The organism is Rhizobium sp. BK399, from assembly GCF_014194695.1.
Lineage (GTDB): Bacteria > Pseudomonadota > Alphaproteobacteria > Rhizobiales > Rhizobiaceae > Rhizobium.
Map to the genome: position 1 here is coordinate 244,221 of NZ_JACIAH010000007.1, position 21,920 is coordinate 266,140.

22 protein-coding genes are annotated in these 21,920 nt (G+C 59.9%); 10 read left to right on the top strand and 12 right to left on the bottom strand.

Annotated elements, in window-relative coordinates:
* Positions 1–681, top strand: coding sequence for a tRNA (guanosine(37)-N1)-methyltransferase TrmD (gene trmD / locus FHT97_RS17150; RefSeq protein WP_183863751.1), 681 nt, complete (start codon positions 1–3; stop codon positions 679–681).
* Between the two features lie 39 nt (positions 682–720).
* Here the strand turns inward: trmD and FHT97_RS17155 are convergent, their stop codons facing one another.
* On the bottom strand, positions 721–2,175 hold the full coding sequence (locus FHT97_RS17155) for an NCS1 family nucleobase:cation symporter-1 (RefSeq protein ID WP_183863752.1): 1,455 nt from the start codon (positions 2,173–2,175) through the stop codon (positions 721–723).
* A gap of 347 nt (positions 2,176–2,522) precedes the next feature.
* Between FHT97_RS17155 and rplS the strand changes: the two genes are divergently transcribed.
* The 6 genes from rplS to FHT97_RS17185 all read left to right on the top strand — a co-directional run bounded on the left by rplS (position 2,523) and on the right by FHT97_RS17185 (position 8,269).
* Positions 2,523–3,059 carry a 50S ribosomal protein L19 gene (gene rplS, locus FHT97_RS17160; RefSeq protein WP_016556661.1) on the top strand — a complete coding sequence of 179 codons (537 nt, stop codon included), beginning with the start codon at positions 2,523–2,525 and terminating at the stop codon, positions 3,057–3,059.
* A 187-nt stretch (positions 3,060–3,246) separates the two neighbouring features.
* Positions 3,247–4,125 carry an aldo/keto reductase family oxidoreductase gene (locus FHT97_RS17165; RefSeq protein WP_183863753.1) on the top strand — a complete coding sequence of 293 codons (879 nt, stop codon included), beginning with the start codon at positions 3,247–3,249 and terminating at the stop codon, positions 4,123–4,125.
* 201 nt (positions 4,126–4,326) lie between these two features.
* Positions 4,327–5,124 carry a transporter substrate-binding domain-containing protein gene (locus tag FHT97_RS17170; RefSeq protein WP_183863754.1) on the top strand — a complete coding sequence of 266 codons (798 nt, stop codon included), beginning with the start codon at positions 4,327–4,329 and terminating at the stop codon, positions 5,122–5,124.
* 22 nt (positions 5,125–5,146) lie between these two features.
* Positions 5,147–5,968 carry an amino acid ABC transporter permease gene (locus FHT97_RS17175; RefSeq protein ID WP_183863755.1) on the top strand — a complete coding sequence of 274 codons (822 nt, stop codon included), beginning with the start codon at positions 5,147–5,149 and terminating at the stop codon, positions 5,966–5,968.
* 244 nt (positions 5,969–6,212) lie between these two features.
* Positions 6,213–7,622 carry a 3-isopropylmalate dehydratase large subunit gene (leuC, locus tag FHT97_RS17180; protein WP_016556667.1) on the top strand — a complete coding sequence of 470 codons (1,410 nt, stop codon included), beginning with the start codon at positions 6,213–6,215 and terminating at the stop codon, positions 7,620–7,622.
* Positions 7,623–7,732: 110 nt separating this feature from the next.
* On the top strand, positions 7,733–8,269 hold the full coding sequence (locus FHT97_RS17185; RefSeq protein WP_183863756.1) for a histidine phosphatase family protein: 537 nt from the start codon (positions 7,733–7,735) through the stop codon (positions 8,267–8,269).
* Between the two features lie 53 nt (positions 8,270–8,322).
* Here the strand turns inward: FHT97_RS17185 and FHT97_RS17190 are convergent, their stop codons facing one another.
* Positions 8,323–9,153, bottom strand: a complete 831-nt coding sequence (locus FHT97_RS17190; protein WP_183863757.1) for an aldo/keto reductase — start codon at positions 9,151–9,153, stop codon at positions 8,323–8,325.
* 138 nt (positions 9,154–9,291) lie between these two features.
* Positions 9,292–9,813, bottom strand: coding sequence for a L,D-transpeptidase family protein (locus tag FHT97_RS17195; RefSeq protein ID WP_183863825.1), 522 nt, complete (start codon positions 9,811–9,813; stop codon positions 9,292–9,294).
* Between the two features lie 170 nt (positions 9,814–9,983).
* Here FHT97_RS17195 and FHT97_RS17200 point away from each other — a divergent pair, with 170 nt between their 5' ends.
* Positions 9,984–10,667 carry a response regulator transcription factor gene (locus tag FHT97_RS17200; protein WP_016556671.1) on the top strand — a complete coding sequence of 228 codons (684 nt, stop codon included), beginning with the start codon at positions 9,984–9,986 and terminating at the stop codon, positions 10,665–10,667.
* Between the two features lies 1 nt (position 10,668).
* On the top strand, positions 10,669–11,124 hold the full coding sequence (locus FHT97_RS17205) for a cyclic nucleotide-binding domain-containing protein (RefSeq protein ID WP_183863758.1): 456 nt from the start codon (positions 10,669–10,671) through the stop codon (positions 11,122–11,124).
* A gap of 5 nt (positions 11,125–11,129) precedes the next feature.
* On the opposite strand, the gene xth is transcribed toward FHT97_RS17205, so the two are convergent.
* From xth to tesB, 6 genes are all read right to left on the bottom strand, one after another.
* Positions 11,130–11,933, bottom strand: coding sequence for an exodeoxyribonuclease III (gene xth, locus FHT97_RS17210; RefSeq protein ID WP_183863759.1), 804 nt, complete (start codon positions 11,931–11,933; stop codon positions 11,130–11,132).
* A gap of 125 nt (positions 11,934–12,058) precedes the next feature.
* A complete protein-coding gene (locus tag FHT97_RS17215) occupies positions 12,059–12,730 on the bottom strand; it encodes an outer membrane lipoprotein carrier protein LolA (RefSeq protein ID WP_183755125.1) in 672 nt (223 codons plus the stop codon).
* A gap of 134 nt (positions 12,731–12,864) precedes the next feature.
* Positions 12,865–15,525 carry a DNA translocase FtsK gene (locus tag FHT97_RS17220; protein WP_183863760.1) on the bottom strand — a complete coding sequence of 887 codons (2,661 nt, stop codon included), beginning with the start codon at positions 15,523–15,525 and terminating at the stop codon, positions 12,865–12,867.
* Positions 15,526–15,765: 240 nt separating this feature from the next.
* On the bottom strand, positions 15,766–17,190 hold the full coding sequence (locus FHT97_RS17225) for an ammonium transporter (RefSeq protein ID WP_183863761.1): 1,425 nt from the start codon (positions 17,188–17,190) through the stop codon (positions 15,766–15,768).
* 28 nt (positions 17,191–17,218) lie between these two features.
* A complete protein-coding gene (locus FHT97_RS17230) occupies positions 17,219–17,569 on the bottom strand; it encodes a P-II family nitrogen regulator (RefSeq protein ID WP_019280527.1) in 351 nt (116 codons plus the stop codon).
* A gap of 211 nt (positions 17,570–17,780) precedes the next feature.
* Entirely contained in the window at positions 17,781–18,665 is an 885-nt protein-coding gene (gene tesB, locus FHT97_RS17235) for an acyl-CoA thioesterase II (protein WP_183863762.1), read from the bottom strand.
* Between the two features lie 85 nt (positions 18,666–18,750).
* Here tesB and FHT97_RS17240 point away from each other — a divergent pair, with 85 nt between their 5' ends.
* Complete coding sequence (locus FHT97_RS17240) at positions 18,751–19,965, top strand: ubiquinone biosynthesis hydroxylase (protein ID WP_183863763.1); 1,215 nt, start codon at positions 18,751–18,753, stop codon at positions 19,963–19,965.
* On the opposite strand, the gene FHT97_RS17245 is transcribed toward FHT97_RS17240, so the two are convergent.
* From FHT97_RS17245 to trxA, 3 genes are all read right to left on the bottom strand, one after another.
* Entirely contained in the window at positions 19,966–20,154 is a 189-nt protein-coding gene (locus FHT97_RS17245) for a Trm112 family protein (protein WP_007794429.1), read from the bottom strand.
* A gap of 9 nt (positions 20,155–20,163) precedes the next feature.
* Positions 20,164–20,832 (bottom strand): LON peptidase substrate-binding domain-containing protein, encoded by a 669-nt coding sequence (locus tag FHT97_RS17250; RefSeq protein WP_016556679.1) that lies wholly within the window; start codon positions 20,830–20,832, stop codon positions 20,164–20,166.
* Positions 20,833–20,938: 106 nt separating this feature from the next.
* Positions 20,939–21,904 carry a thioredoxin gene (trxA, locus tag FHT97_RS17255; RefSeq protein ID WP_183863764.1) on the bottom strand — a complete coding sequence of 322 codons (966 nt, stop codon included), beginning with the start codon at positions 21,902–21,904 and terminating at the stop codon, positions 20,939–20,941.
* Between the last annotated feature and the right edge of the window lie 16 nt (positions 21,905–21,920).

Sequence of the window (21,920 nt, forward strand, 5' to 3'; positions counted from 1 at the left end):
ATGGCGTTTCGCGCGACCGTGCTGACCCTCTACCCGGAAATGTTTCCGGGTCACCTCGGCTATTCCCTTGCCGGCAAGGCGATGGAACGTGGCCAGTGGTCGCTCGACACGTTGCAGATTCGCGATTTTGCCACCGACAAGCACCGCACTGTCGATGATACGCCCGCTGGCGGCGGCGCCGGAATGGTGCTCAAACCCGACGTCCTCGCCCGCGCCATCGACAGTGCTTCAGAGAACGACAGCCGTCCACGCCTGCTGATGAGCCCGCGCGGGAAGCCGCTGACCCAGGAGCGCGTGCGCGAACTGGCGTCCGGCGATGGCGTCATCATCGTCTGCGGTCGCTTCGAGGGCGTCGATCAGCGCGTCATCGAAGCGCGCGAGCTGGAAGAAGTCTCGATCGGCGACTACGTGCTGTCGGGCGGCGAGCCGGCGGCGCTGACCGTGCTGGACGCAATCGTCCGCATTCTGCCGGGCGTCATGGGAAACGATCTTTCCGGATTGCATGAGAGTTTCGAAGGCGGCCTGCTGGAGCATCCGCACTACACCCGTCCGCAGGAATGGGAGGGCCGCGAGATCCCGGCGATCCTGACGTCGGGCAATCATGGCGCAATCGAAAAATGGCGCCGCGAGCAGGCGCTGCAGCTGACTCGCGAACGACGCCCGGACCTGTTGGAAGAATGAAAAATGCCCGGCCAAAGCCGGGCATTGCATTGTTTGGTGTCAGTTCGTAGCGCCGACTGCGGAGCCACGTGTGCCCATGCGCAACACGTAGTAGACGACACCGCCAATGCCGACGCCGAAGAACCAGCCATAGGTCCCCCACCATTCCGGCAAGATCGACGTGAAAGTCGGGAGAACCGACGAGAACAGCGAGCCGATGATGAAGGCGATGAACGCATTCGTGTGCCAGCCATTCTGGAAGCGGAACTCGCCATTCTCCTGATAGAGGTCTGAGACGTTCAGCTCACCCTTCCGGATCAGATAGTAGTCGACCATCATGATCCCGAAGATCGGACCCATTGTCGAACCGATGAAGTTGACGAAGTGTGCAGCACCCGTCTCCCACGGTGCGAAGGGGTAGAGCACCAGCGCGATCAGGGCTGCGATATAGCCGCCGCCCTTGAAGCTGATCTGGCGAGGGAAGACATTCGAGAAATCGAAGGCTGGCGAGACGAAGTTGGCCACCACGTTGATGCCAAGCGTTGCGACAGCGAAGGTCAAGGCGGCAAGCAATGCCAGGAACCAGCTGTCGAATTTCGCCGAGATTGCTTCCGGATGCAGCAACACTTCGCCGTAGACGGTGAACGCAGCCGTGGTGGTAACGCCTGCGACGAGGCAGAAGGCGAGCAAGTTGATCGGCAGGCCCCAGAGATTGCCGGTGCGCAGGGTTTTCGTGTCCTTGGCATAGCGCGAGAAATCGCAGAAGTTCAGGTAGAGCGCTGCGAAGTAGGTGATCCAGGTGGCGGCAACGGCGGCAAGAGCCGGGAAGGTGCCGGGTTCGTAGGAAATGCCCGCGTCTTTCGTCTTCTCAAGCAGCACGTCGCGCGGGATCTCGCTGCCGAAGGAGAAGGTGCCGGCCTTGGTGATGAGATAGACGGCGAGAACAAGCATCATGATCCAGACGGCAGGGCCGGCCAGGTCCTGGAACTTGCGCACCGTCTCCATGCCGCGCTGAATGATCAGGAGCTGCAGCGCCCAGACGACAACGTAGCAGATCACCTCGAGCGTGGAGTGACCAAGCATGTGGCTGTTCTGATGGAAGGCCAGCATGCTCTCGTTGCGAATGAGAAGAGCGACGATCGCGCCGGATGCAGCCGCCGTCTGTGCGCCGTACCAGAAGCAGGCGACAACGGCGCGAACCAGAGCCGGGGCATTGGCTCCGAACGTGCCGAACGAAGCGCGCGCAAGTACCGGGAACGGTACGCCCGTCTTGACGCCGGCGTTACCGACGAGGCTCATGAGGAAGAAGATGACCAGCGAGCCGAGACCGATGGCGATCACGAAATTGATGAAGCTGCCGCACAGCAGGAAAAGGCTGGCGGCGAGATAATAGCCCCAAAGGCTGTGAACATCAGAAGTCCACACATTGAATATACTGAAAGCGCCCCACTTCCTCTCCTGAGCGGGCGCGAGGTCCTCGTTATATAACGAGGGCGACGGATTACTGACTGTCATTCATTCCCCTCCGAAAACTCCGACGGATCACAATTTGATCCGAAACAGAATCTGCTCCTCGGTTGGGCATTTGACAAATATTTAATCAAATGAGTCACAGGCTTGATATTGTGCAGCGCCGTTGAAGGCCGCGTTTTATCGGCCGACGCAGCGAAATTTCCGGGCCGAAGGGGTGACAAAGCCTGCGCAATACGGTATGCGCACGCCCGGAATGGGAAAACTCCCATCAACCATGCAAAGAAAAACAGACGAATTCGCTCCTGCCCTCACCGGCAAATATCTGAGGCTCGACCAAGGATAGATCGTTCAGAGCGCTCTGGCTGTTGAACCAACAAAGAGGTTGAGTCATGAACATCATTCAGCAGCTTGAGGCCGAACAGGTCGCCAAGATCGAAGCCCAGCGCACGCTTCCTGAATTCTCCCCAGGCGATACCGTTCGCGTCAACGTGAAGGTCAAGGAAGGCAACCGTACCCGCGTACAGGCCTACGAAGGCGTTTGCATCGCTCGCTCCGGCGGTGGCCTGCAGGAGAACTTCACGGTTCGCAAGATCTCCTACGGCGAAGGCGTCGAGCGCGTATTCCCGGTCTACTCCCCGGCAATCGAAAGCGTAGAAGTCGTTCGCCGCGGTAAGGTCCGTCGCGCGAAGCTTTACTACCTGCGCGATCGTCGCGGCAAGTCGGCTCGTATCGTCGAGAACACCGGCACGCGCGCCCGCAAGCTCAACGACGCCGAGCGCCAGGCCGTTGCCGAGGAAAAGGCACGTCTGGAAGCCGAAAAGGTTGCAGCAGCTCAGGCGCTCGCGGCCGAAAAGGCAGCTCAGGAAGCCGCAGAAGCCAAGGCAGCAGCAGAAGCTGCAGCAGCGGCCGAGCCGGCAGCAGAATAAGTTTCAATCCTCACGGATTGTTGGAAAAGGCGACCTTCGGGTCGCCTTTTTTATTGCGTGCGATGATACGCAGACAGTTCCCCCAAGGACCATTGTCCGGAATTGCGAACAACCCGTGCGGAAAGCATGGCGTTATCAGCAGACCGAACCTGCCCTATGTCTACCCCGTCTTTAAACGGAGTAGATCATGTCCAATCTCGAAAAATCGGGCACATTCACACTCGGCGACCGTGCGGTGACGCGGCTCGGTTATGGTGCCATGCAACTGGCCGGCAAGGGCGTCTTCGGCCCACCGAAAGACCGCGGCGAAGCCATAGCCGTTCTGCGTGAAGCCATCGAAAGCGGCGTCAACCACATCGACACCAGCGACTTCTATGGCCCGCACGTCACCAATCAGATCATCAGGGAAGCGCTGCATCCTTACAGCGACAGTCTCGTGATCGTCACCAAGATCGGAGCGACACGCGGCCCGGATGCATCCTGGAACCCGGCCTTCTCTCGGGAAGCGTTAACGAAGGCGATCCACGACAACCTGACGAACCTCGGCCTCGATGTGATCGAGGTGGTCAATCTGCGCGCCATGTTTGATGTTCACGGCCCCGCGGAAGGATCTTTGGAGGAGCCTCTCACGGTCCTCGCCGACCTTCAGCGCCAGGGCCTTGTCAAACACATCGGACTCTCCAGCGTCACCGCCAAGCAAATTGCCGACGGCCGAAAGATCACCGAGATCGTTTGTGTCCAGAATCAATACAATCTTGCGCATCGGGAGGACGATGCGCTGATCGACCAGCTTGCCGTGGAGCAGACAGCCTATGTTCCGTTCTTTCCGCTCGGCGGCTTCTCGCCGCTGCAATCCTCCACGCTTTCGGACGTCGCCGAGGATCTGGGCGCAACGCCGATGCAGGTTGCGCTAGCCTGGCTCCTGCAGCGCGCACCGAATATCCTGCTCATGCCTGGCACCTCGTCACGGGTCCACCTCAGGGAGAATCTCGCGGTCGCAGACATTGGCTTGCCCGCCGATGCGATTGCGAAATTGAACGGCATCGCATCGGCAAAAGTGAGCTAGCTTTCGCGGCTGTGATGGAAGCGTTGCCATCTTGTTACTTGGCCGGTGATGCTCGCAATGCATCTCGCAAAAATCTTCGCAGGAAGAGGCGGTCTTTGGGGCCGCCTTTTCTGTTTTTGCACGGCGACATGCGGCAATTCTCTTGCTATCCGCTTCGCAACTATGACAGGTTTCGCGAGCTATATTTCGGGGAGATACCTAATGCCGTTCCGCCGCGCCGTCCTTGCAGGACTGACCGCTCTCATCCTGTCGCCGCTCGCGACCTTTGCCGCCGATCTTCCCGACCTCAAGGGCAAGGCAGTCGTTGTCGTGACCGAAAACGCCTACCCGCCGCTGCAGTTCGTCGACCCGAAGTCCGGCAAGGCGATCGGCTGGGAATATGACGCGATGAACGAGATCGCAAAGCGGCTGAATTTCAAGGTCGAGTACCAGAACACCAGCTGGGACGCGATGATCCAGGCCGTCTCCGACAACCAGTACAATATTGGCATGACCGGTATCACCATCAAGGACGACCGCAAGGCAAAGGTGGATTTCTCCGATCCCTACATGCGCTCGCAGCAGTTCATGCTGGTGCGCGGCGACGAAAACCGGTTCAACGACGCGAAGACCTTCGGCGCCTTCAATGAAGGCCTCGTTGGCGCGCAGCCCGGCACCTCGCCCTTCTACACGGCCGTCTACGAGATCCTCGACGGCAACGAGCAGAATCCGCGCATCAAGCTTTTCGAGACTTTCGGCGCCACCGTTCAGGCCCTCAAGGCTGGAGACGTCGATGTCGTGCTCACCGATAGCGTCGCCGCCAAAGGCTATGTCGATGCCTCGAACGGTGGCCTGAAGGTCGTCGGCGGCCCGCTCGGCACCGAAGATTTCGGCTTCATCTTCCCGAAGGGCTCCGATCTCGTGGCACCCGTCAACGCGGCGATCGCCAGCCTCAAGGCGGACGGCACCTTCGACGCGCTGAACAAAAAGTGGTTCTTCGACTACAAGATGGGACAATGATCCTTTCTTCGGTTAACACGTAATGGCTCCTCAGCCGGCCCCGGTTGGGCAGAGTAAGGGCGACTACCCCTGGTGGCTTGTCGCCCTCGTCGCGATCGGCATCGTCCTTGCCGTCGTCATCGTCACCAACGACATCTACGCGCAGGTCTTCCGCACCGTCTTCAATGGCGTCGGCGTTACCATCTTCGTGACGCTGGTAGGGTTTGCGCTCGCGACCCTTCTTGGCCTTGGCATCGCGTTGCTCGGACTGTCCGACAGTGTCGTGCTTCGCCAGATCTCCCGCTTCTATGTCGAAGTCATCCGCGGCGTGCCGATGCTGGTGCTGCTATTCTACGTCGCCTTCGTCGGCGCCCCCGGCATCGTCGCCGCCTACAACTTCCTGACCAGTCCACTGGTCCAGGCGGGCTTCAGCGAACCGGTGATGGTGCGCGACTTCTCGCTGATGTGGCGAGCGATCATCGCGCTTATGATCGGCTACTCCTCCTTCATCGCCGAAGTCTTCCGCGCCGGCATCCAGTCAGTCGATCAGGGGCAGATCGAGGCCGCCAAGGCGCTCGGCCTCTCGCGCTATCACCGTTTCCGCTTCGTGGTCTTCCCGCAGGCCATCAAGGTGATCTTTCCGCCGCTATCGAACGACTTCGTGGCGATGGTCAAGGACTCGTCGCTGGTATCGGTCCTCGGCGTGTCCGACATCACCCAGATGGGAAAAATCTACGCCTCCGGCTCCTTCCGCTTCTTTGAAACCTACTCGATCGTCACCTACATCTATCTCATCCTGACGATCGGCCTGTCGCTTGCATTGCGCCAGGTCGAGAAGCGGATGCGCAGAAGAGACGGGCGATAACGGCGTCATGATTCGAATTGCCGCCGTCGCCAAAAATTGATATGTGACGGCCCATGGAATCCAAGTTCAAGTGCATTGGCGCGCATATTTTCGTGCTGCAGGATCATTACCGCCTGCCGGCACGCTTCTTTGCGTCGGTGTCCGGTGCACTCAACAGCCGACTTCGTTGATCGAATGACGGCCGGCGGAGCCTTGTCCGCCCAAACTCTATCTCTCCATACGCATTCAATACGGACACAACGCCATGAGCGCACCGCGTACCCTTTACGACAAGATCTGGGCCGACCATCTGGTTGATGAACAGGCTGACGGCACCTGTCTTCTCTACATCGACCGCCACCTGGTCCACGAAGTCACCTCGCCGCAGGCTTTCGAAGGCCTGCGTATGACTGGCCGCAAGGTTCGCGCGCCGGAAAAGACGCTGGCTGTCGTCGACCATAACGTTCCGACGTCACCCGACCGGCATCTCGGCATCAAGAACGAAGAGAGCCGCATTCAGGTCGAGCAGCTCGCCATCAATGCCGCCGAGTTCAATGTCGAATACTACTCGGAGAACGACAAGCGGCAGGGCATCGTCCATATCATCGGACCTGAACAGGGCTTCACCCTGCCCGGCATGACGATCGTCTGCGGCGACAGCCACACCTCGACGCACGGCGCCTTCGGCTCGCTCGCCCATGGCATCGGTACTTCTGAGGTCGAGCACGTGCTCGCCACGCAGACCCTGATCCAGAAGAAGGCGAAGAACATGCTGGTGCAGGTTGACGGGCAGCTGCCTGCCGGCGTCACCGCCAAGGACATCGTTCTTGCCATCATCGGTGAAATCGGCACCGCCGGCGGCACCGGCTACGTCATCGAATACGCCGGCGAAGCCATTCGCGCGCTGTCGATGGAAGGCCGCATGACCATCTGCAACATGTCGATCGAAGGCGGCGCCCGCGCCGGGCTGATTGCGCCGGACGAAACCACCTTCGAATACATCAAGGGCAAGCCGCGCGCGCCGAAAGGCGAGGCGCTGGAGCAAGCGATCGCCTATTGGAAGACTCTGAAGTCGGACGAAGGCGCGCATTTTGACCGCGTTGTGAAGCTCAACGCCGCCGAATTGCCCCCGATTGTGTCTTGGGGTTCCTCGCCGGAGGACGTCATCTCCGTTCAGGGCGTCGTTCCGAACCCGGACGAAATTCCGGAGGAGACGAAGCGTGCTTCCAAGTGGCGTGCGCTCGACTACATGGGCCTGAAGCCCGGCACCCCGATCACCGAGATCAACATCGACCGCGTCTTCATCGGCTCCTGCACGAATGGCCGCATCGAAGACCTGCGCGCCGTTGCCAAGGTTGTCGAAGGCAAGACCGTCGCCTCGACCGTCAACGCCATGATCGTTCCGGGCTCCGGCCTCGTGAAGGAACAGGCGGAGCAGGAAGGTCTCGACAAGATCTTCAAGGCAGCCGGCTTTGACTGGCGCGAGCCGGGTTGCTCCATGTGCCTCGCCATGAACGACGACCGCCTGAAGCCGGGCGAGCGTTGCGCTTCCACCTCGAACCGCAACTTCGAAGGCCGCCAGGGCTTCAAGGGCCGTACCCACCTGGTTTCTCCGGCGATGGCCGCTGCCGCCGCGATCGCCGGCCACTTCGTCGATATCCGCGAGTGGAACTAAGACATGACGGCCTCCCCTCGGAAACGACGGGGAGGCCACCTCAGCAGACACCGGACGCATTCGGTGAGACAATAGCCGCGTTCGAACCTTAGCACCTTTCAGGTGAGCATATGAGCGCTGCAAAACCGTCCACAAAACGACGCCTGCTCCTTCTTCGTCACGCCAAATCCGCATGGCCGGAGAACGTGCCCGACCACGATCGCCCGCTAGCGGGTCGCGGAGAGAAGGCAGCACCGTTGATGGGCCGCTATCTCGCGCGTGAAAAGCTTATCCCCGATCTGGTTCTGGTGTCCTCGGCTCGGCGCACCCAGGAGACCTGGGGGCTTCTTGCCAAAAAGCTTCCGTCTGCGATCGCAAAGCGTGATGCGGAGGACTTGTACGAAGCTTCTGCCGCAAAGATCGCGGCTGTCGTACAAACCATCGATCCCAAGGTTCGGACGCTTATGCTGATCGGGCACAATCCCGGCTTTCAGGATCTCGCAGACGGTTTGATCGGCGAAGGCGATGCCGACGCATGCGCTCGCATCAGGGAGAAATTCCCGACGGCCGCACTTGCGGTGATCGAGTTCGATGCCGATCGCTGGAAGGATCTGAAGCCGCGAAGTGGCATGTTGGAACGCTTCATCACGCCACGTTCGCTTGCCTGAGGTGGCGTCTCTCCCCTCCCTCGAAATAGAGAGAAGGGAGAGCAGAGTTTCGATCAGAAATTGGCCGTATATGGATCTGGCCCCATGCGGGCGCTCTTGTCGTCAAGCTTGGCGATTTCCTCCATGTCGGCCGCATCCAGCTTGAAATCGAAGACCTTGAAATTCTCCTCGATCCGCGACGGCGTAACCGACTTCGGAATGACAACAAGGCCGCTGTCGATATGCCAGCGAATGATGACCTGAGCCGGTGTTTTTCCGTGCTTCCTGGCGATCTCGCCGATCGCCGGATTGGCGATCAACTTGCCCTGACCGAGCGGGCTCCACGATTCGGTGGCGATGTTCAGCTTCTTGTGCGCTTCCTGCGCAGCCTTCTGCTGGAAATCGGGGTGCAACTCGATCTGGTTGATGACGGGAACGACGCCGGTATCGCCGATGATCTGTTCGAGATGATCCGGATAGAAGTTCGAAACGCCGATCGAACGAGCACGGCCTTCTTCCCTGATCTTCACGAAGGCCTTCCAGGTTTCGCGATAGAGCCCACGGTGCGGCGACGGCCAGTGGATGAGGTAGAGGTCGACATACTCCATGCCGAGCTTCCTCAGGCTGCCCTCGAACGCGCGCATGGTCGCGTCGTAGCCCTGATCGGTGTTGCGGAGCTTGGTGGTAACGAAAATGTCCTTGCGATCGAGGCCGGACGAGCGGATGCCCTCGCCGACGCCTTCCTCGTTGTCGTAGCCGGACGCCGTGTCGATGTGCCGATAGCCAGCCGCTATGGCTGAACGCACCGTCGGTGCGGCGATCTCCTGGGGCGTCTGCCAGACGCCGAGGCCGACCTGGGGAATTGAATGTCCGTCATGGAAAGTGATGATGGGTTGCTGTGCCACAATATGTCTCCGGAAGTTTGAAGAATTGGACGGGGCGTGATTGAAGCCGCGGTTGCGGATTTCCCTGCGCGCATTTCAGCCCGTGCGCCGGTCGAAAGGGCATATAGGTCGGCGGGGCTGGTTTATCACCCCCGCGGATCAAAGAACGCGCACGACCGTCCCCTTACGCATGAACGGCAAGAGGCGCCGCATGTCTCGTGGGTGAACGGCCACGCACCCAGCGGTCGGCTCGTAGCCGGGCTTGATCAGATGGAAGAAGATCGCCGAGCCGCGATTGCGGGCTCGCGAGGTGATATTCCAGTCCATGACGAGGCAGACGTCATAGAGGGCGTCCTTGCGCTTCATTTCCTCATGGCTCGGCCGAAACGGTGCTTTGACTAGCCTGTTGTAGTTCGCGTTGTTCGGTTGGTCGCACCACAGCATATCGCCATGGATGCGGCGAACCGCAAGCGGTGACTCAAGACGCGTGAGGCGCTCGCCGCGACGAAAGCCGGAAAGTAGCTTCATCGAGGCAATAGGAGTGGCCCCATCTCCCTCACGCTTGAGCACCGTTCGGCCAGACCGACCGATTGCGGCCGGCACGATAATCGTACCGAACTTGATCAGGGCCCTACTTTTTTTGCCTGGTGCAGGACGAACAACGAGGGTCGTCGACTGTATCGGTCTCGGACGCCTTGTTTTCTCCATTTTTCTCACATGTGGTTGCGATTGCTAGGATTACGATTGAAAACATATAGCATCGTATACGACAACAGCTCGGTTGCCCAATCTTTGCCAATGCTAGCGAATTGGCGTAGGAGTGAGGGACCGCAGGCGAGGGATAGAGCCGCATGACCGCACGCACCATTCTCTTGGTGGATGATGATGACGACCTCCGCGAGACACTCACGGAACAGCTTTCGCTCTACGACGAATTCACGGTGCTTCAGGAAACAACGGCGGCCAAGGGCGTCGAGCGTGCGCGATCAACGCCGATCGACCTGCTCATCATGGACGTCGGGCTGCCCGATATGGACGGACGCGAGGCCGTCAAGCTGCTGCGAAAGGGCGGACTGAAAGCCCCGATCATCATGCTGACCGGTCATGACACGGACTCCGATACCATCCTCGGCCTCGAAGCGGGCGCCAACGACTACGTTACCAAGCCCTTCCGCTTCGCTGTCCTGCTTGCCCGCATCCGCGTGCAACTGCGCCAGCACGAGCAAAGCGAGGACGCCACCTTCAGCGTCGGCCCTTATGTCTTCAAGCCGAGCCAGAAGCTGTTGACGATGGACAGCGGCCAGAAGATCCGGCTGACAGAGAAGGAAGCGGCGATCATTCGCTACCTCTATCGCGCCGAGCAGAAGGTCGTCACCCGCGACGTGCTCCTGGAAGAAGTGTGGGGCTACAATTCCGGTGTCACCACGCACACGCTGGAAACCCACGTCTACCGCCTGCGCCAGAAGATCGAACGCGATCCATCCAACGCCGAGATTCTGGTGACAGAAAACGGCGGCTACAAGATCATCCCGTAGCATGGCTCTGAACGATGACATCCGGCTATTGTCGCAGCTGCCGCTGTTCCACGGCATGTCCGAGGATCAGCTGCGGCTGATCGCCTTCGGCGCGGATCGACGCGTCATTTCGGCAGGCCAGATGCTCTTCCGCGAAGGCTCGCCGGCGGAAAGCGCCTACGTCATCCTCGCTGGCGGCGTCGAACTCAGCCGGACCGGCCGCGATGGCCAACCTGACGTCCAGAGCACGGTCGGACCTGGCACGCTTCTGTCCGAACTTGCGCTGATCACGTTGGTCGAGCGCAAGTTCACGGCCGTTGCAACCGAAGACACGAGCATCATTCGCATCACTCGCTCGCTGTTCCACCGGCTTATCGAGGAATACCCGGAGGCTGCCCGGCTGATCGAGAGCCGCATTCGGGACAACATCGCCGAGCTTGCGGCCAAAGCAGTGGCACAGCTCCACCGCTTCGTCTGAGCAGATCAGAGATTGAAGTGCGCGGTGACCGGCACATGGTCGGACGGCCGTTCCCATCCGCGCGCCTCCTTCAGAATATCGATGCGCTGCAGGTGTGGCCCGAGATCCTTTGAACTCCATATATGGTCGAGCCGACGGCCGCGATCAGCCGCTTGCCAATCCTTGGCGCGATAGCTCCACCACGTATAGAGTTTTTCATTCTCCGGAACGTGCTGGCGCATCAGGTCGAGCCAGGCGCCCCGCTGCATGACCTCGAGAAGGCCCTCGGTCTCCACCGGCGTGTGGCTGACGATCTTGAGCAGCTGCTTATGCGACCATACGTCATGCTCGAGCGGAGCGATGTTGAGATCGCCGACAAGGATTGCCGAGGTATTCGTCTCGCCGTTCGCCTTGAGTTGCTTCATTTCCTCGATGAAGTCGAGCTTGTGCCCGAACTTCGGATTGATCGTCCGATCCGGTTCGTCGCCGCCGGCCGGCACATAGAAGTTATGCAGGCGAATACGCCGGCCACCGCGCTCGAAGACGGCGGAGATGTGCCTGGCATCACCGACGTTGCAGTAGTCCTGACGGTGATCCTCGACGAGCGGGACACGTGAGGCAATAGCAACACCATGATAGCCCTTTTGGCCATGGATGATAATGTGTTCATAGCCCATCGCGCGTAGCGGCGAGGCAGGAAACAGATCGTTTGGCACCTTCGTTTCCTGGAGGCAAAGGATGTCTGGCCTATGCTTGAGGACGAATTGCTCGACGATCGGCATGCGCAACCGCAGAGAGTTGATATTCCAAGTCGTGACCGAGAAGCCCATTCCATTGCCTTTCAAAAACCGGACGAACTGGCTTTAGAGGAAAGGCTGTCGCTATGGAACGGATGCGCGCAAAGAAAAACGCCCTGTAAGATTGTAGGGCGTTGTCCTGACAAAACAGCGGGAAATCAATCTCGGTAGGCGGCCGTCCCGGGGATCACTTCATAAGGCACCCTGAACACCTTGTCGTCGAACTGGATGCCGGTCTTGACGTTGAACACCATGACGGAGGTGTCCTTGCCCTGGTTGTCGGTGATCGTCCACTGACGGAGATCATAGGTCTTCGGATCGAACATCATCGTAATCGTCGAGTTACCAAAGATCGTGTTGTTGCCAAGCGCGATCGTCGTCAGGTCGGATTCCTGCTTCACGCTCTTCACGGAGCCTGCCGAGAGGTCGATCCGCTGTGCCAACAGCAGGCTGAGCGGCGTCTTCGACAATGGATACAAATCCCACGTCTTGAGCTTCATATTGCCAACGGCAACGTTCTTTCCGTCCGCGATGACACGGATAGGCGATGGGTTGTCATAGTTAAAGCGCAGCTTCCCGGGGCGCTGGATATAGAACTTCCCACCGGTCTGCTCGCCGCGCGGGCCAAACTGGACGAATTCGCCCTGCATCGTCGCAACACTTGAGAAGTGGTCCGCAATCGCCTGCGCGGTAGAGGCGCTGGAAGCAGCGGCCGCCGCCTGTGCATAGGCCGCAATCGGGATTGCCGACGCCGCAGCGACCGCCAGCGTGCCAAGAAGATGGCGCCGGGTCAGCGAGATGCGGTCCATGACGGAATTGGAGTTGTTCATCTATGTCTCCTTTATGCATTTTGAATGCTGCGGAAACGCGGCGCCTTCATGGCGGAGCTCGCAGGCCTGCATAAACTAACGGTTTCAATGCGATCAGGTTTCCGTGAGGTTGGCATCATTCAATGCTGCCGGCCTCAGCGGTCAAGAATATCGCCCTCGGTCGGAACCAGGATCTCGCGTTTTCCAGCATGATTGGCGGGACCGATGATGCCTTCCTGCTCCATCCGCTCGATCAGTGATGCGGCGCGGTTGTATCCAATGCCAAGTCTGCGTTGAATATACGACGTCGATGCCTTTCCGTCACGTAGAACGATGGCCACGGCCTGATCGTACGGATCGTCGGATTCAGAAAGATTGGACGTTCCCGCCGGACCACCGCCATAGTCGCTATCTTCGTCCTCGTCAGCCGTAATGGCGTCGAGATATTGCGGCGCGCCTTGCGTCTTCAGGTAGGAGACGATCTCCTCGACCTCCATATCGGCAACGAACGGGCCGTGGACGCGCTGGATGCGTCCGCCGCCGGCCATATAGAGCATGTCACCCATACCGAGCAGCTGCTCCGCGCCCTGTTCGCCGAGGATGGTGCGACTATCAATCTTCGACGTCACCTGGAAGGAGATGCGGGTCGGGAAGTTTGCCTTGATGGTGCCGGTGATAACGTCGACAGACGGGCGCTGGGTTGCCATGATGACATGGATGCCGGCGGCACGCGCCATCTGCGCCAGTCGCTGCACCGCGCCTTCGATGTCTTTGCCGGCAACCATCATCAGGTCGGCCATCTCGTCGATGATGACGACGATATAAGGCATCGGCTGCAGGTCGAATTCTTCCGTCTCGTACATCGCCTCGCCCGTGTGGCGGTCGAAGCCGGTCTGCACGGTGCGCGAGATCACCTCGCCCTTGGCAAGGGCCTGTTCGACGCGGCTGTTGAAGCCGTCGATATTGCGGACGCCGATCTTCGACATCTTCTTGTAGCGCTCTTCCATCTCGCGGACGGTCCACTTGAGCGCAACGACAGCCTTTTTGGGGTCCGTGACGACAGGCGAGAGAAGATGCGGAATGCCGTCGTAAACAGACAATTCGAGCATCTTAGGATCGATCATGATCAGGCGGCATTGCTCCGGCGTCATGCGGTAGAGCAGCGACAGGATCATTGTGTTGATGGCGACTGACTTACCCGAGCCTGTGGTACCCGCAACGAGCAGGTGCGGCATCTTGGCCAGATCCGCTATGACAGCTTCGCCGCCGATGGTCTTGCCGAGCGCCATGGCAAGCTTCGCCTTCGAGCCCTCGAAATCGCGTGAAGCGATGAGTTCGCGCAGATAGACGGTTTCGCGCGTGGAGTTCGGCAGCTCGATACCGATGGCATTGCGGCCCGGCACGACCGCGACGCGGGCAGCAATCGCGCTCATCGAGCGGGCGATATCGTCGGCCAAGCCGATGACGCGCGACGACTTGATACCGGGAGCAGGCTCCAGTTCATAGAGGGTGACAACCGGACCGGGACGGACGTGGATGATTTCGCCCTTGACACCGAAATCCTCGAGCACGCCTTCGAGCATGCGCGCATTCTGTTCCAGCGCATCGGCAGACAGCGTCGAATCACGCACGACATTCTTCGGTTCGGCGAGGAGATGCATCGACGGAAGCTGGAAGCCCTCGGGGCGGATGAACGATCCCTGTTGCTCGCGTTCGACGCGGGCGCCGGGTTTCGGCCGCGCCGTCGGCTGTACCACGCGCGGCTCCGAACGTCCGCCGGCGGGCTTGGAGGGAGCGCGCATCATCCAGTCGTCGTCATCAGGCAGAATGTCGGCTGGACGCGGCGGCATGTCATCGAACGGCAGATCATCATCGTCGTCGTCATTGAGCGAAATGGACGGCGCGGAAACAACACGGCGCTGTGAGGCGGCGCGCGGATCCATCGATGGATCCATGCGCTCTCCACGTGCAGCCGGTACCTTGGCGCGGACCGGCTCATTCAGTTTACCAAACTCGTCGTCATTGAAGTCGTAGGGCGACTCGAAATCGTCCTGCCGCCGCTTGCGAGGACCCATGCCGAGCAAGCGACGCATGCGAGCCTGGCTCATGTACCAGGCATGCGTCAGCGCGCCGAACGCCAGCCAGCCGCCTTCATCGTCATCTTCTTCCTCGTCACCTACCGAAGGCAGCTTGGAGCGGCTTTTTGCGTAGTCTTGCGCAGCTTCGTCCTCATCCTCCTCGTTGCGACCGACGAGACCGGCAGAAAACAGCAGCATCCAGACGGTGGGGATGGCGAACACGCAGCCAACCGCTGTTGCGAAGGCGCCGGTCGGATAGGCGCCGACAAACAGCGCAGGAAACCGCAGGATCATGTCACCGATGACACCGCCGATACCGTTGGGAATCGGCCAGGTGAGCGGCGGCGGGAAGCAACCTATTACGGCGGAAGAAAGCACCGATCCCAGACCCCAGGCGGCGGCGCGCGCCGGGATGCGGCTGATGCGGCGTCCTGAGATCAATGCAAGCGCCCAGGCAACAACAGGCAAAAGCGCGACGACGCTGGCAAGTCCGAAGAACTGCATTGCAAGGTCGGCAAACGCAGCCCCGCTATAGCCTAGAATGTTGGTCGGTTCGTTTCCTGTTGCATAGGAGTAGCTCGGATCCGCAACATTCCAGGTCGCAAGCGCAGCAACTGCCAAAGCGAGCAGCAGAAAGATCCCGAAGCCGATAAGGGTTTGCGCCTGCCGGAACATGAAGCCCGAAAGGGAAAAACGGTCAGGCCGGCCATCCATTGCAGGCGATGTGCTTCTTGCCATGTGTGTACCCGTCCAATGCGTGAGAGCGTGCGAATCGCCAAGCGTCTGCGCCCAGTACCTTCGCCCCACCTAATCAAAGGACGGTTAAAGCGGTATTAACCATGCCACCCCCACATCTTGCATCTGAAAATAAAAAAGCCCGAACCTCTGGAGGTCCGGGCCAAAAGCGGACTATTCGGACGAATAGGCCGCGACGGGCTGTTAAGCGGCGCCTGTTATGCAAGCGCCGCAATGCCTAGACTACGAATGGTACGCGGCTTCGCCGTGGGTTGCGAGGTCGAGACCTTCGCGCTCCGCTTCGACAGAGACGCGCAGACCGATGACGACATCAACGATCTTGTAGAGGATGAAGGAACCGATGCCCGACCATGCGATCGTCGTCAGGACGCCCTTCAGCTGGGCGAAAACCTGCGTCGCGGTACCCGGATAGCTGGCCGCGAAGTCGGCCGTCGAGTAATCGACGATGCCTGCGCCGCCGAGCGCCGGATTGACCAGGATGCCAGTGCCGATGGCGCCGAGGATACCACCGACGCAATGCACGCCAAAGACATCGAGCGAGTCGTCATAGTTGAACTTGTTCTTCACGACGTCGACGAAGAAGTAGCAAACCGGCGAAACGATGAGGCCGAGGACGATTGAACCCATCGGGCCTGCGAAACCTGCTGCCGGCGTAACGGCAACCAGGCCAGCGACGGCACCTGAAGCTGCGCCGAGCATCGACGCCTTGCCGCGAGTGAAGTTTTCGACGAGGCACCAGGACACAGCCGCTGCAGCCGTTGCGACGAAGGTGTTGATCATCGCGAGCGAGGCATAGGCGTTGGCTTCGAGGTTCGAGCCGGCATTGAAGCCGAACCAACCAACCCACAGAAGCGATGCGCCGACCATGGTGAGGGTCATGGAGTGCGGAGCCATGATTTCCTTCTTATAGCCGGTGCGCTTGCCGAGCATGATGGCCCCGATCAGACCGGCGATACCGGCATTGATGTGGACGACCGTACCGCCGGCGAAGTCAAGTGCGCCGTAGGAGAAGATCAGACCCGACGCCGAAGTGTAGGAGCTCGGACCACCCCAGAACCAGACCATGTGTGCCATCGGGAAGTAGACGAAGGTGACCCACAGAACGACGAACAGCATGACGGCCGAAAACTTGATGCGCTCGGCGAAAGCGCCGACGATCAGGGCAGGCGTGATGCAGGCGAAGGTCATCTGGAAGCAAACGTAGGTCAGCTCCGGAATGGCAACGCCCTTTGTGAATGTTTCGGACAGAGTGGTCGTGTCGACGCCTGCGAGGAAAGCCTTCGAGAAGCCGCCGACGAAACTGTTAAGCGAGCCGCCGTCCGTAAACGCGAGCGAGTAGCCGTAGGTCACCCAGATGATCATCACCACTGCCGTGATCATGAAGACCTGCATGAGAACGGAGAGCATGTTCTTGGCGCGAACCAGACCGCCGTAGAAGAGGGCGAGGCCCGGGATCGTCATCAGCAGGACGAGAACCGTGGAGATCATCATCCAGGTATTGTCGCCCTTGTCGACCGTCATCGCAGGAGCAGCAGCGGCGGCTGCAGGAGCAGCTGCATCCTGCGCGAAAGCGACGACTGGCGCGAGCAGCGCAGCCGACGCAGCAGCAAGCCGCGCATAGGTGGAAGAAAACTTCGAAATTGACATTGAAACAGGCTCCCTTGCTCTGCGGCTCTTACAGCGCTTCTGTGTCGGTTTCGCCGGTGCGAATGCGCACGGCATGGTCGATCGAATAGACGAAGATCTTGCCGTCACCGATCTGGCCGGTCTTGGCAGATGAGGCGATGGCTTCGACAGCCTTGTCGACGAGTTCGGAGGCGACCGCGATCTCGATCTTGAGCTTCGGCAGGAAGCTGACCGCATATTCGGTGCCGCGATAAATTTCAGTATGTCCCTTCTGGCGCCCGTAGCCCTTCACTTCGGTCACGGTCAGGCCTTGGATGCCGATCGCCGTGAGGGCTTCGCGCACCTCATCCAGCTTGAACGGCTTGATAATGGCCATCACAATTTTCATCTGGTTTCCCATCCTTCGTTATCCTCGGCACGGAGCCGACTCTCCTTGCCGCTGACGTTCACGAACAGCGACCGAGACTAGACATTCAAAGGACGTGCCAGATTCGATCTGGCGATCTAATAGATTGAAAAGTATATGTTATTTATAACGGCGCTAATAAACGGGCAATTGATTGCCCAATAATCGCTCAAAAAATGTTCAAATGAATGAATATGCCTACGATTTATTCAATTGCCCGTTTACGAATCAGCCCCTCCTGCGCCACCGACGCAATCAAGACACCGTCTCTCGTAAACAGGCTACCGCGGGTGAGCCCCCTGGCACCGGAAGCCGAGGGGCTGTCCTGGGTGTAGAGAAGCCAATCATCGAGTTTGGTAGGCCGATGGAACCACATCGAATGATCAAGGCTGGCCACCTGGATGCTCTGATCGAAAATCGACGTTCCATGCGGATGGAGCGACGTATCGAGCAGGGTCATGTCGGAGAGGTAGGCAAGAATGGCTGCCTGATAGTGCCCATCGTCGGGAACTGGCCCCGTCGCCCGAACCCAAACATGCTGCACCGGATCGAGCTTCTTGTCAGAGAAATAGTGCGTGAGCGATATCGGGCGAATCTCGATCGGCCGCTCGCGCTCCCAGTATTTCCGAATCGGCGCGGGCGCGTTGGCTAGAAACTGGGCCGCGATCTGCCGCTCATCGAGAAGCTTTTCCGGAACGGGCACGTCGGGCATGACGATCTGATGATCGAAACCAGGTTCCTCGATCTGAAACGAGGCCGACAGGGCGAAGATCGCTTTTCCATGCTGGATGGCGACGGCCCGGCGCGTATTGAAACTCGACCCGTCGCGAATCCTTTCCACCTGATAGACAATCGGCACGGAGGGATCGCCCGGTCGCATAAAATAGGCGTGCAGCGAATGCACGATCCTGTCGCGCTCCACCGTGCGCTGTGCCGCCATCAAGGCCTGCGAGATGACCTGACCGCCGAAGACGCGCTGCCAGCCAACCTGCGGGCTGCGACCCCGAAAGATGTCGACCTCGATCGCTTCGAGATCCAGCGTAGAAAGCAGGGTCTCCATCGCAGTCGGCTTTTCGGTGTCACGCGTCATTTTGTACGGCTCCGGGCGGTAGGAAGTACGGCAGCGATGATCTATATAGATCAATACGATATTCACAAGAAACGGAACGGAATCCATGCGGGACATGCTGGTTGTAGGCGCGGGTTATGTGGGGCTTTCCGCGGCCGTGGCGGTCAAGCAGGCAGCACCTCACCTCGATGTCGCGGTTGTCGAGGCTGCCCCTGCCGGCGTATGGCAGAAGGACATGCGCGCCTCGGCCATTATCGCCGCCGCGACCAGGATGCTCGGGGTTTTCGGCATCTGGGATGAGATCGAGCCCGACGCTCAGCCGATCAGCAAGATGATCGTCACCGATTCCAAGACATCGGATCCCGTACGTCCGGTCTTCCTGACCTTCGATGGCGAGGTGGAGGATGGACGGCCGTTCGCACATATGATTCCGAATGTCGTGCTCGTCCGGGCGCTGCGTGGCGTATGTGAACGGCTTGGGATCGAAATTCATCACGGCTTTAGCGCGACCGGCCTCTCCATTGCCGATACGCATGCGACAGTCACCGCCGCGGATGGTAGCGTGCAGGAAGCCCGGCTGGTCGTCGCCTGCGACGGCGTCCGTTCACACCTCAGGGACCTGGCGGGCATCAAGACCGTCTCCTGGGACTATGGGCAGTCCGGGATTGTCACGACTGTCGAGCATGAGCGCCCGCATCACGGTTGCGCGGAAGAGCATTTCCTTCCGTCCGGACCGTTCGCCATCCTGCCCCTGAAAGGCAACCGTTCCTCGCTCGTCTGGACTGAGCCGACGCCGGAGGCAAACCGTCTCGTCACATCCGACGATCTGATTTTCGAGGAAGAGCTGGAGCGCCGCTTCGGTCACAAGCTCGGTGCATTGAGGGTTGCCGGCGACAAACGCGCCTTCCCGCTGGGGCTGACGCTTGCACGGGCTTTCGTAGCTCCACGTGTGGCGCTCGCCGGCGATGCGGCGCATGGTATTCATCCGATTTCAGGTCAGGGCCTCAACCTCGGCTTCAAGGATGTCGCCGCCCTTGCCGAAACCGTCGTCGAGGCCGATCGGCTTGGCCTTGATATCGGCTCGATCAACATACTGGAGCGCTACCAGGCGTGGCGACGCTTTGACACCTTCCGGATGGGCGTCACCACCGATGTGCTGAATCGGCTTTTCTCGAACGACGTAGGGCCACTGCGTATCGCCCGCGACTTTGGCCTCGGGATCGTCGATCGGCTGCCAGGCCTCAAATCGTTCTTTATCGGGCAGGCAGCCGGCACGACCGCCAAGGACAACCCCCGCCTGCTCGCGGGACAGACGATCTAGTCAGTCGTCCAGCCCGCGCGCCTCGGAGACCAGCATGATCGGAATGCCGTCACGGATCGGATAGGCGAGACGCGCCTTCTCCGACACGAGTTCATTGTGCTCGCGATCGTATGTTAGCCGGCCCTTGGTCAGGGGGCATACCAATAGTTCCAGCAGTTTCGGGTCAACGCGGCTGAGCTTTTCGTCCATGTCTCAGCTTTACTGCAGAACGGTGTCCGAGTCACCGAAGACGCGTGCCAGCACGATCTCGGTGATCGCGATCAGTGTTTCCGCGCGTGTTTTCAGATCCGGTGCCTCCAGTAGCGCTTGCTTCTCCGCCGGTCCAAACGGAGACATCATCGCCAGCGAGTTGACGAGCGTCAGATTGCTGGCGCGCTCGACACTTTCCCAATCCGCCTCGAGCTTGTTCGCATCGAGATAGGCCTTGAAGGCGGCCAGAAGCGCGGTCCGATCAACCGCATCTTCCTCGTCGCGTGCCGAAAGATCAGCAATGAACGGCGCAATGCGGAAGGTTCGGAACGGATTGTGGGTTTCCCGCTCCTCCAGCAGCCGAAAACGGCAAATGCCAGTCAGGGACACGATGTAGCGACCGTCGCCGGTCTCGGCAAAAGAAGTGATGCGTCCGAGGCACCCAACCGGCGCCAGATTAGCCTCGCCCTGCCCTTCCTGGTCGCCCAGCGCGGGCTGGACCATGCCGATCAATCGATTGCCTGATAAGGCCGCATCGAACATGGCAAGATAGCGCGGCTCGAAAATATTGAGAGGTAACTGCCCTGTCGGCAGCAGCAGCGCACCGCCCAGCGGAAAGACCGCGATCGTATCAGGCAGATCACCGGGTTTCAGATATCGTGCATTCCCCACTTGCATAGAGACTGGTCCTGCATTACCGGCGGGCGCGACACGCCCGCACAAACGGAAATGTGGTGCCCGCCTCTAAAAACGCAAGGGCGACGAATCGAAACTGGAGTCTGAATTACGAAAACAGCATCGCCGAAAGCTTGCGGCGTGCCGAAACCGTAGCCGGATCCTTGAAGCCCCAGACGTCGAAGAACTGCAGCAACTGGCGCCGCGCGCCGTCGTCGTCGAAGCCACGGTCCTTGCGCATGATGTAAAGCAGGTGATCTGCCGACTCCTCACGCCGGCCCTCGACGTTGCGGATCTTGGCAAGCTTCAAACGCGCTTCATGATCGTCGGGATTTCGCGCCAACTCCTGCTCCAGGGCTACGGGATCGCCGAGCTTGCGCGCCTCCTCGATCTGATCGAGCTTCTTCGAGACCGCCTGGATGGCCGGATCCTTCGCCATTTCCTCCGGCAGTTCGGTTAGCGCCTCGCGCGCACGCTCATGCTGGTCGGCGGCTATCATGCACTCCGCCATTCCCGCCAACGCCTTGGCATTCTCGGGATCGGCCTGCATGACAGCACCATAGAGCTGCGCGGCACCGTTGATATCGCCTGAAGCCAGCAGCTCGTCGGCCTCCTTGAGAACGCCCTCGATTTCTGCCGCCTGGTCGGCGCCGGCCGGACCGGCGATCCGATCGATGAACTGGTTGATCTGGCTCTCTGGCACTGCGCCCATGAAGCCATCGGCGGGGCGACCGCCAACGAAGGCGATCACGGCCGGGATCGACTGGATACCAAGCTGCCCGGCAATCGAGGGATGGTCATCGATGTTCATCTTGACCAGCTTGACGCGCCCCTGCGCTTCGTTGACGACCTTTTCCAGGACCGGCGTCAGCTGCTTGCAGGGACCGCACCACGGTGCCCAGAAATCGACGAGAACCGGCTGGTTGCGCGATTCCTCAATGACATCCTTCGTGAAATTCGCAGTCGTCGTATCCTTGATATAGCCGCCCGCGCCGGGTGCCGGCGCTGCCCCGTAGTTTGCCGTTGCCGTCATCTGGCCCAAGGAATTGCTGTAAGGATTGTCGTTGCCGCTCATGGATATCTCCCGCCGT

Excerpts from the sequence above, each read along its gene's own strand:
- tesB (WP_183863762.1), bottom strand. The coding sequence starts at position 18,665 with ATGACGCGTGACACCGAAAAGCCGACTGCGATGGAGACCCTGCTTTCT.
- FHT97_RS17185 (WP_183863756.1), top strand. The coding sequence starts at position 7,733 with ATGAGCGCTGCAAAACCGTCCACAAAACGACGCCTGCTCCTTCTTCGT.
- FHT97_RS17220 (WP_183863760.1), bottom strand. The coding sequence starts at position 15,525 with ATGGCAAGAAGCACATCGCCTGCAATGGATGGCCGGCCTGACCGTTTT.
- FHT97_RS17205 (WP_183863758.1), top strand. The coding sequence starts at position 10,669 with ATGGCTCTGAACGATGACATCCGGCTATTGTCGCAGCTGCCGCTGTTC.
- FHT97_RS17165 (WP_183863753.1), top strand. The coding sequence starts at position 3,247 with ATGTCCAATCTCGAAAAATCGGGCACATTCACACTCGGCGACCGTGCG.
- FHT97_RS17155 (WP_183863752.1), bottom strand. The coding sequence starts at position 2,175 with ATGACAGTCAGTAATCCGTCGCCCTCGTTATATAACGAGGACCTCGCG.
- FHT97_RS17250 (WP_016556679.1), bottom strand. The coding sequence starts at position 20,832 with ATGCAAGTGGGGAATGCACGATATCTGAAACCCGGTGATCTGCCTGAT.
- FHT97_RS17175 (WP_183863755.1), top strand. The coding sequence starts at position 5,147 with ATGGCTCCTCAGCCGGCCCCGGTTGGGCAGAGTAAGGGCGACTACCCC.
- FHT97_RS17240 (WP_183863763.1), top strand. The coding sequence starts at position 18,751 with ATGCGGGACATGCTGGTTGTAGGCGCGGGTTATGTGGGGCTTTCCGCG.
- leuC (WP_016556667.1), top strand. The coding sequence starts at position 6,213 with ATGAGCGCACCGCGTACCCTTTACGACAAGATCTGGGCCGACCATCTG.
- FHT97_RS17215 (WP_183755125.1), bottom strand. The coding sequence starts at position 12,730 with ATGAACAACTCCAATTCCGTCATGGACCGCATCTCGCTGACCCGGCGC.
- trxA (WP_183863764.1), bottom strand. The coding sequence starts at position 21,904 with ATGAGCGGCAACGACAATCCTTACAGCAATTCCTTGGGCCAGATGACG.
- rplS (WP_016556661.1), top strand. The coding sequence starts at position 2,523 with ATGAACATCATTCAGCAGCTTGAGGCCGAACAGGTCGCCAAGATCGAA.
- xth (WP_183863759.1), bottom strand. The coding sequence starts at position 11,933 with ATGGGCTTCTCGGTCACGACTTGGAATATCAACTCTCTGCGGTTGCGC.
- FHT97_RS17245 (WP_007794429.1), bottom strand. The coding sequence starts at position 20,154 with ATGGACGAAAAGCTCAGCCGCGTTGACCCGAAACTGCTGGAACTATTG.
- FHT97_RS17225 (WP_183863761.1), bottom strand. The coding sequence starts at position 17,190 with ATGTCAATTTCGAAGTTTTCTTCCACCTATGCGCGGCTTGCTGCTGCG.
- FHT97_RS17230 (WP_019280527.1), bottom strand. The coding sequence starts at position 17,569 with ATGGGAAACCAGATGAAAATTGTGATGGCCATTATCAAGCCGTTCAAG.
- FHT97_RS17170 (WP_183863754.1), top strand. The coding sequence starts at position 4,327 with ATGCCGTTCCGCCGCGCCGTCCTTGCAGGACTGACCGCTCTCATCCTG.
- trmD (WP_183863751.1), top strand. The coding sequence starts at position 1 with ATGGCGTTTCGCGCGACCGTGCTGACCCTCTACCCGGAAATGTTTCCG.
- FHT97_RS17200 (WP_016556671.1), top strand. The coding sequence starts at position 9,984 with ATGACCGCACGCACCATTCTCTTGGTGGATGATGATGACGACCTCCGC.